A 7,054-nucleotide genomic window follows, 5' to 3' on the forward strand; every position below is an offset into this window, starting at 1 on the left:
TCAAGGTGTCGGCCGCGCTGGCTGCGGGATGCTCGGTCGTGCTGAAGGGACCGGAAGAAACGCCGGCAAGCTGCGCGGCGCTGGTTCAGGCTTACGTGGATGCAGGATTGCCCGCCGGCGTGCTGAACCTCGTGTTTGGCGTTCCCGCCGATGTCTCCAAGTTCCTGATCGCGCATCCGCTGATCCGCAAGATCTCGTTCACGGGCTCGACGCCGGTGGGCAAGTTACTGGCGGCAATGGCCGGCGAGCACATGAAGCGCGCCACGATGGAACTGGGTGGCCACGCGCCGGCACTGGTTTTCGCCGATGCCGACATCCCGCGCGCCGCCAAGCTGCTGGCTGGCGCCAAGTTCCGCAACGCCGGCCAGGTCTGCATTTCGCCGACGCGGTTTATCGTCGAAGAGTCGGCTTATGAGGAATTCACCGAGCATTTCGTCGCGGCTACCAAGAAGCTGAAGGTCGGCAATGGGCTGGAAGAGGGCGTGCAGATGGGCGCACTAGCCAACGGCCGCCGCCTGCAGGCGATGGAACGCCTTGTCGCCGATGCCGTCGAGCACGGCGCCAAGGTGCTGACGGGCGGTGAGCGCATCGGACGTGAAGGGTTCTTCTTTGCACCGACGGTGCTGGCCAATGTGCCGCTCTCGGCTCGTATCATGACGGAAGAGCCGTTTGGCCCGATCGCGCCGATCTCCACGTTCAAGTCCTACGACGAAGCCATCACGGAAGCCAATCGCCTGCCGTTTGGTCTAGCGGCTTACGCTTATACGCGGTCGAGCGCGACATCGGCGTCGGTGGGTGAGGATATCGAAAGCGGCATGGTGTCGATCAATCACCACGGGCTGGGTATCCCGGAAACGCCGTTTGGCGGCGTGAAGGAATCGGGCTACGGCTCGGAAGGCGGCAGCGAAGCGATGGAAGCGTATCTGGTCACGAAGTTTGTGAGCGAGGCGCGTTGATCCGATCGCAGCTTTGATTGAAAAATTAGCGACGTGACCAACCGGTTGCGTCGCTTTTTTGTTAGGACCGTCTATTCGAACGGGTTGTGTGTTCGAACGCCAGTCGAAGCAAAGTGCTTTACGTTGCGTGTAGCGACTGTCAAATTGTGGATGATTGCCGTGGCCGCGATCAGCTTATCCAACTCATTTTCTGGATTTGGAACCCTAAGTCGTCCCCAGAGTTGCGCGACGTCCGGGCCAATACTTAAAACATTCAAGGCGGATCCGCTAAGCACCTCGCTCATCCACGTTTCAAGTGATCGCGCCTGTTCTTCATCGCCGCGATGGCGAATAGAATCAAGTCCCCGTCGCAGTTCGCCTATGGTTATGACGGAGATGTGCAGGCCGTGGCCCTCGCTCTCTGCGAGCTCGAAGAAGCTTCTGACACCTTGATTCGCACGAAGCCCTTTGCGCATCTCGCTTATTACATTCGTATCAATCAAATACACCCGGCGCCCCGCTCGTGCTTTGTACTCTTTCAAAATCGGAGTCTTCGCCGACGTTTGGCATGCTAGCCAATACTTCAGCAAAACTGCGTCGCTTCGGACGGCCTAATGCTGCGACCAAAATGATCCGATGTTCCGCTTCCGCGCTGCGCCCATGTGCCGCAGCTTGTTCCCGCAGGCTTTGGACTACTTCGTCGTCTATTCCTCGTACAAGAAGACTGGCCATTGTAGCCTCCAAATTTAGTGATAGCAATGATATCACTAAACAAGTTTCTTGTTTGCTGAATAGCTTCACATTGCACAATCGCTGTGGCCTACCGAGGAACAAGCAAGCGAAAAAAAACCCGGCCGAAGCCGGGTCCAATGTTCCCGCGCCCCGATCTCTAAGGGCGCGGTCACCTGCAAAAAGCTACCGCCTGAACCCTCAGGCAGCCAACAACGAGCGCAACACGAACGGCAAGATCCCGCCGTGCTTGTAGTAATCGACTTCGATCGGCGTATCGATACGCAGCAGCACCGTCACGCGCTGCTCGCTGCCATCCTTGCGATGGATCACGAGCGTCACTTCCTGTTGCGGCTTGATATCGGACGAGAGGCCTTCCAGGTCGAACGTTTCTTCGCCGGTGATGTTCAACGACTGGACGCTGTCCGAGCCCTTGAATTGCAGCGGCAACACGCCCATGCCAACCAGGTTCGAACGATGAATCCGCTCGAAGCTGCGCGCCACGACCAGCTTCACGCCGAGCAATTGCGTGCCCTTCGCAGCCCAGTCACGCGACGAGCCCGTGCCGTACTCTTCACCCGCGAACACGATAGTCGGCGTGCCTGCTTCGATGTACTTCATCGCTGCGTCATAGATCGACAGTTCTTCGCCGCTCGGCTGGAATATCGTCAGACCGCCTTCCACGCGCGAACCGTCGGCCTTCAGCGGGATCATCAGGTTCTTGATCCGCACGTTGGCAAAGGTGCCGCGCATCATGACGTCGTGGTTGCCGCGGCGCGAGCCGTAGCTGTTGAAGTCGGCCTTCTGCACGCCGTTCGCCTTCAGCCACACGCCTGCGGGCGAGCTTTCCTTGATCGAACCAGCCGGGCTGATGTGGTCGGTCGTGACCGAGTCACCGAAGATGCCCAGCGGACGCGCGCCCTTGACGGCCGGAATGCTGTCGGCCGGGGTCATCGAGAAGTCCTTGCCGAAGAACGGCGGCTCAGCAATGTACGTCGACTTCGGCCAGTCGTAAACCTGACCCGCTTCGCCCTCGATCTTGCTCCACAGGTCGCCGGTCTTCGTGAGTTCCGCGTAGTTCTTGCGGAAAGCATCAGCGTCGAGCGCGTACTTCAGCAGCGCATTGACTTCTTCGCTCGTCGGCCAGATGTCGCCGAGGAAAATGTCCTTGCCATTCTTGCCCTTGCCGACCGGTTCCGTCATCAGGTCGACCGTCATGTTGCCGGCGATGGCGTAAGCCACGACCAGCGGCGGCGATGCCAGGAAGTTCGCGCGGATGTTCGGGTGAATACGTGCTTCGAAGTTGCGGTTGCCGGACAGCACAGCGGCGGCCACGATGTCGTTCTTCGTGATGGCGTCGTTCAGTTCCGGCGTCAGGTCGCCCGCGTTACCGATACATGTCGTGCAGCCGTAGGCGGCCAGCGTAAAACCGAGCTGGTCGAGATACGTCAACAAATTCGTCTTCGTCAGGTATTCCGTGACGATCCGCGATCCCGGAGCCAGCGACGTCTTGATGTGCGGTGCGACGGTCAAACCGGCTTCGACAGCCTTCTTCGCGAGCAAACCGGCAGCCAGCAAAACGCTCGGGTTCGACGTGTTCGTGCATGACGTGATCGCGGCAATCAGGATGTCGCCGTTTTTCACGTTGACGTTGTTCGTCGTCGTGTATTGCGTGTTCAGGTCCGCAGCTTTCTTGCCGAAACCGTTGTCGCTCACAGCCTTCGAGAACAGCTCGGTGAAGTTCGACTTCACGTTCGTGATTTCGATGCGGTCCTGCGGACGCTTCGGACCCGCCAGCGACGGCGCAACCGTGCCGAGGTCGAGCGTCAGCGTCTTCGTGTAGTCGATCTCGCCGGCCTTGGGCACGCCGAACAGGTTCTGCGCCTTGAAATACGATTCGAACGCAGAGATTTCAGCGTCGGTGCGGCCCGTTCCCTTGAAGTAGTCGATGGTCTTTTCATCGACGGGGAAAAAGCCCATGGTCGCGCCGTATTCCGGGGCCATGTTGCCGATGGTCGCGCGGTCCGGCAGCGACAGTGACGCCGTGCCTTCGCCAAAGAACTCGACGAACTTGCCGACGACCTTCTCTTTACGCAGCATTTCCGTGACGGTCAGCACGAGGTCGGTTGCCGTCACGCCTTCGCGAATCTTGCCTTTCAGCTCGACGCCCACCACGTCCGGCGTCAGGAAGTACACCGGCTGACCGAGCATGCCGGCTTCAGCTTCAATACCGCCCACGCCCCAGCCCACCACGCCAATACCATTGATCATGGTCGTGTGGCTGTCCGTGCCGACGAGCGTATCCGGGTAATACACGGTGTCGCCTTCCAGCGTCTTCTTGTGCACGCCGCGAGCGAGATATTCCAGGTTCACCTGGTGAACAATGCCGACGCCCGGGGGCACGACCTTGAACGTATCGAAGGCTTGCATGCCCCACTTCATGAACTGATAGCGCTCGTTATTGCGCTGGAATTCCAGTTTCATGTTCAGGTCGAGCGCGTCTTTCTGACGGAAGTAATCGATCTGCACCGAGTGATCGACCACCAGATCGACCGGCACGAGCGGCTCGATAGCCTTCGGGTCCTTGCCTGCACGTTGCGCCACGCCACGCATTGCAGCGATATCGGCGAGCAGCGGCACGCCGGTAAAGTCCTGCAGCACGACGCGCGAGACCACGAACGGGATTTCATCGGTACGATCCGCGACCGGCTTCCAGTTCGCCAGTTGCTTGATGTGTTCTTCGCCGATCTTCTTGCCGTCGTAATTGCGCAGGACCGATTCCAGCACAATGCGAATCGATACCGGCAGACGTTCGATCTTGATGTTCAGCGCCTTGCCGAGCGCAGGCAACGAGTAGTACTTGCCTTTGCCGGAACCACTGTCGAATTCCTTGAGCGTTTTATGGAGATTGTGGGCCATGTTTTTTTTCCTGGGTTTAAACGAGGAAACACCTTCAGTACTTTCAATCTAAAGAACGTGTCACGGATGCTGACTAAATCACGTACAGATCAACATATTCATTGACCGGCATTGCCTCAAGCGTTGCCTGGTCCAGCGATGCCGCAATGATCGCCTCTTGCTGCTTCGCCGGAAAACGCCGTGCGAGGTTGGTCCTGAACTTCTCGACCAGGAGAGGAATGCCGTCTTCGCGGCGGCGCTTGTGTCCGATCGGGTATTCGACGACCAGCTCGTCGAAGGTGCTGCCGTCACTGAATTCGACGGTCAACGCATTGGCGATCGAACGCTTCTCGGGATCGAAATAATCCTTCGTGAATTGCGGGTCTTCCACGCATTCGATCTTCGCGCGCAAGGTATCGATACGCGGATCCTTTGCAATCGAATCTTCGTAATCCGATGCCGTCAACCGGCCGTAGATCAGCGGTACGGCCACCATGTACTGGATGCAGTGATCGCGGTCGGCGGGGTTATCGAGCGGACCTTTTTTATCGATGATCCGAATCGCCGCTTCATGCGTGCGGATCGTGATCTTCCTGATGTCTTCAACTTTTTTGCCGGCTTCAGCGAGTTTCGCGTTTAACGTCATTGCCGCTTCCACCGCGGTCTGCGAGTGGAATTCGGCCGGGAACGAGATCTTGAAGAGCACGTTCTCCATCACGTAAGAACCGTATGGACGCTGGAACTTGAATTCGTTGCCCTTGAACAGGACATCGTAAAAGCCCCACGTCTTGGCAGTCAGAACCGACGGATAACCCATCTCGCCCGTCTTCGCGATCAACGCGAGACGCACGGCGCGGGAGGTTGCATCGCCGGCGGCCCATGATTTGCGCGAACCGGTATTCGGCGCATGACGATAGGTGCGCAGCGAATGGCCATCGACGAAAGCCAATGAGACTGCGTTGATCAGCTCATCGCGCGTCAAGCCGATCAACTGGCCGACCACCGCCGTCGATGCCAGCTTGACCAGCAACACGTGGTCGAGCCCGACCTTGTTGAACGAGTTTTCCAGCGCGATACAACCTTGAATTTCGTGCGCCTTGATCATGCCGATCAGGACGTCTTTCATCGTCAGCGGCTTCTTACCGGTGGCGACAGCGTTGCGCGAGAGCCAGTCGGCTGTGGCAAGAATGCCGCCGAGGTTATCCGACGGATGCCCCCATTCTGCGGCGAGCCATGTGTCGTTGAAGTCGAGCCAGCGGATCATCGCGCCGATATTGAACGCGGCCTGAACCGGGTCGAGCTGGAACGATGTACCCGGCACCTTGGCGCCGTTGGGGACGATCGTGCCAGGCACGATGGGTCCCATCAGCTTGGTGCAAGCGGGATAGGTGAGGGCTTCGAGTCCGCAACCGAGGGTATCGATCAGGCAATTGCGAGCGGTGTCGAGCGCAATGTCGCTGTCGATCTTGTAGTTGAGAACGTAGTCGACTATGTCGACCAGTACGCGATCCGGCTCGGGCCGGACGTTTGAAATCGGTGCGGACATCGAAAATCCCTGTGAAAACTTACTTGACGTTCTTGATCAGCTCGTTTGCTTGCGTAGGCGCCGGAGCGCCGGTTGCCGCCATTTCAGCCGTCTTGCATTCGTCGGCGAGGCGCGCTTCGTCCTTGTCGGAGAACAGCATGGCCTTGGTCGGGATCACGACCAGGTCGAGGCCGGTGGCGGAATCATGAAAACGGTCAGCGCCCGTGGTCGTGGCTTGACGCGGCAGTTGGTAATCCTTTTTCGCCCAGTTCACGGTGACGATCTGGTCGCGTTTCATGTCGCCTTTCAGGTAGAAAGCCAGGCCTTCGTTACACGACCATTTGGTCGAACCATCCGGAACCGGGTCAACCTTTGCTGCCAATTTGGCTTCGGTTGCGGGTTTACGCTTGATCAGGCGGCGTGCCGGCGCCGGGCGTTTGGCTACTGCTTTCTTAGCCGTGGTTTTTGCGGGTGCGGTGGATGCATCCGCGGCCAGCGCGCTCGTGGTGGCAAGCATGCACGACATGGACAGGGCGCCGACAACGGCAGCGATCAGGAGTTTGTTCATCAATGACAGCCTTTCTAGATTTCGTTTAAATGTTCAACCCGGGTCTTTATCGGCAAGATATTTCGATGTGAAATGGTGCGCCGCATTGGCCCGTTTTGCGAAAGCACGCACGCCGGTTGGACCATCCGGCACACGCAGCGCGCTATTTTCGCTTATTTAGTGATTGGAACTTCAGATTTTCGGGTCCGGTGTAATTTGCGCTCGGGCGAATGATCTTGTTGTCGATACGTTGTTCGATGATGTGCGCGCTCCAGCCCGACGTGCGCGCGATCACGAACAGCGGCGTGAACATGGCGGTGGGCACGCCCATGGCGTGATACGACACCGCGCTGAACCAGTCCAGGTTCGGGAACATCTTCTTTGCGTCCCACATCGTCGTTTCGAGGCGCTCGGCGATGT

At 58.4% G+C, this 7,054-nt stretch carries 7 protein-coding genes; 1 reads left to right on the forward strand and 6 read right to left on the reverse strand.

Annotated elements, in window-relative coordinates; genetic code table 11:
• The coding region (locus ACRXB1_RS26350; RefSeq protein ID WP_449493705.1) for an aldehyde dehydrogenase family protein at nt 1-956 on the forward strand (956 nt) is incomplete at its 5' end.
• Nucleotides 957-1,027: 71 nt separating this feature from the next.
• Here ACRXB1_RS26350 and ACRXB1_RS26355 read toward each other — a convergent pair.
• The 6 genes from ACRXB1_RS26355 to ACRXB1_RS26380 form a co-directional block, all read right to left on the reverse strand.
• Nucleotides 1,028-1,444 (reverse strand): PIN domain-containing protein, encoded by a 417-nt coding sequence (locus ACRXB1_RS26355; RefSeq protein WP_449493706.1) that lies wholly within the window; start codon nt 1,442-1,444, stop codon nt 1,028-1,030.
• On the reverse strand, nt 1,431-1,667 hold the full coding sequence (locus ACRXB1_RS26360; RefSeq protein ID WP_082779043.1) for a FitA-like ribbon-helix-helix domain-containing protein: 237 nt from the start codon (nt 1,665-1,667) through the stop codon (nt 1,431-1,433). Before ACRXB1_RS26360 ends, ACRXB1_RS26355 begins: the two co-directional genes overlap by 14 nt.
• Nucleotides 1,668-1,865: 198 nt before the next feature.
• Complete coding sequence (gene acnA / locus ACRXB1_RS26365) at nt 1,866-4,583, reverse strand: aconitate hydratase AcnA (protein ID WP_062172050.1); 2,718 nt, start codon at nt 4,581-4,583, stop codon at nt 1,866-1,868.
• 73 nt (nt 4,584-4,656) lie between these two features.
• Nucleotides 4,657-6,108 (reverse strand): bifunctional 2-methylcitrate dehydratase/aconitate hydratase, encoded by a 1,452-nt coding sequence (locus ACRXB1_RS26370; RefSeq protein ID WP_449493707.1) that lies wholly within the window; start codon nt 6,106-6,108, stop codon nt 4,657-4,659.
• A gap of 19 nt (nt 6,109-6,127) precedes the next feature.
• Nucleotides 6,128-6,655: a hypothetical protein gene (locus tag ACRXB1_RS26375; RefSeq protein WP_449493708.1), complete on the reverse strand. Its 528-nt coding sequence runs from the start codon at nt 6,653-6,655 to the stop codon at nt 6,128-6,130.
• A 142-nt stretch (nt 6,656-6,797) separates the two neighbouring features.
• Nucleotides 6,798-7,054, reverse strand: a 257-nt coding sequence (locus ACRXB1_RS26380; protein WP_449493709.1) for a citrate/2-methylcitrate synthase, incomplete at its 5' end; no start/stop codon positions are given.

The organism is Caballeronia sp. M23-90 (genome assembly GCF_053574605.1).

What these genes read in the sequence shown, in the direction of transcription:
- ACRXB1_RS26370 (WP_449493707.1), bottom strand. Translation starts at nt 6,108, where the DNA reads ATGTCCGCACCGATTTCAAACGTCCGGCCCGAGCCGGATCGCGTACTG.
- ACRXB1_RS26375 (WP_449493708.1), bottom strand. Translation starts at nt 6,655, where the DNA reads ATGAACAAACTCCTGATCGCTGCCGTTGTCGGCGCCCTGTCCATGTCG.
- ACRXB1_RS26360 (WP_082779043.1), bottom strand. Translation starts at nt 1,667, where the DNA reads ATGGCCAGTCTTCTTGTACGAGGAATAGACGACGAAGTAGTCCAAAGC.
- acnA (WP_062172050.1), bottom strand. Translation starts at nt 4,583, where the DNA reads ATGGCCCACAATCTCCATAAAACGCTCAAGGAATTCGACAGTGGTTCC.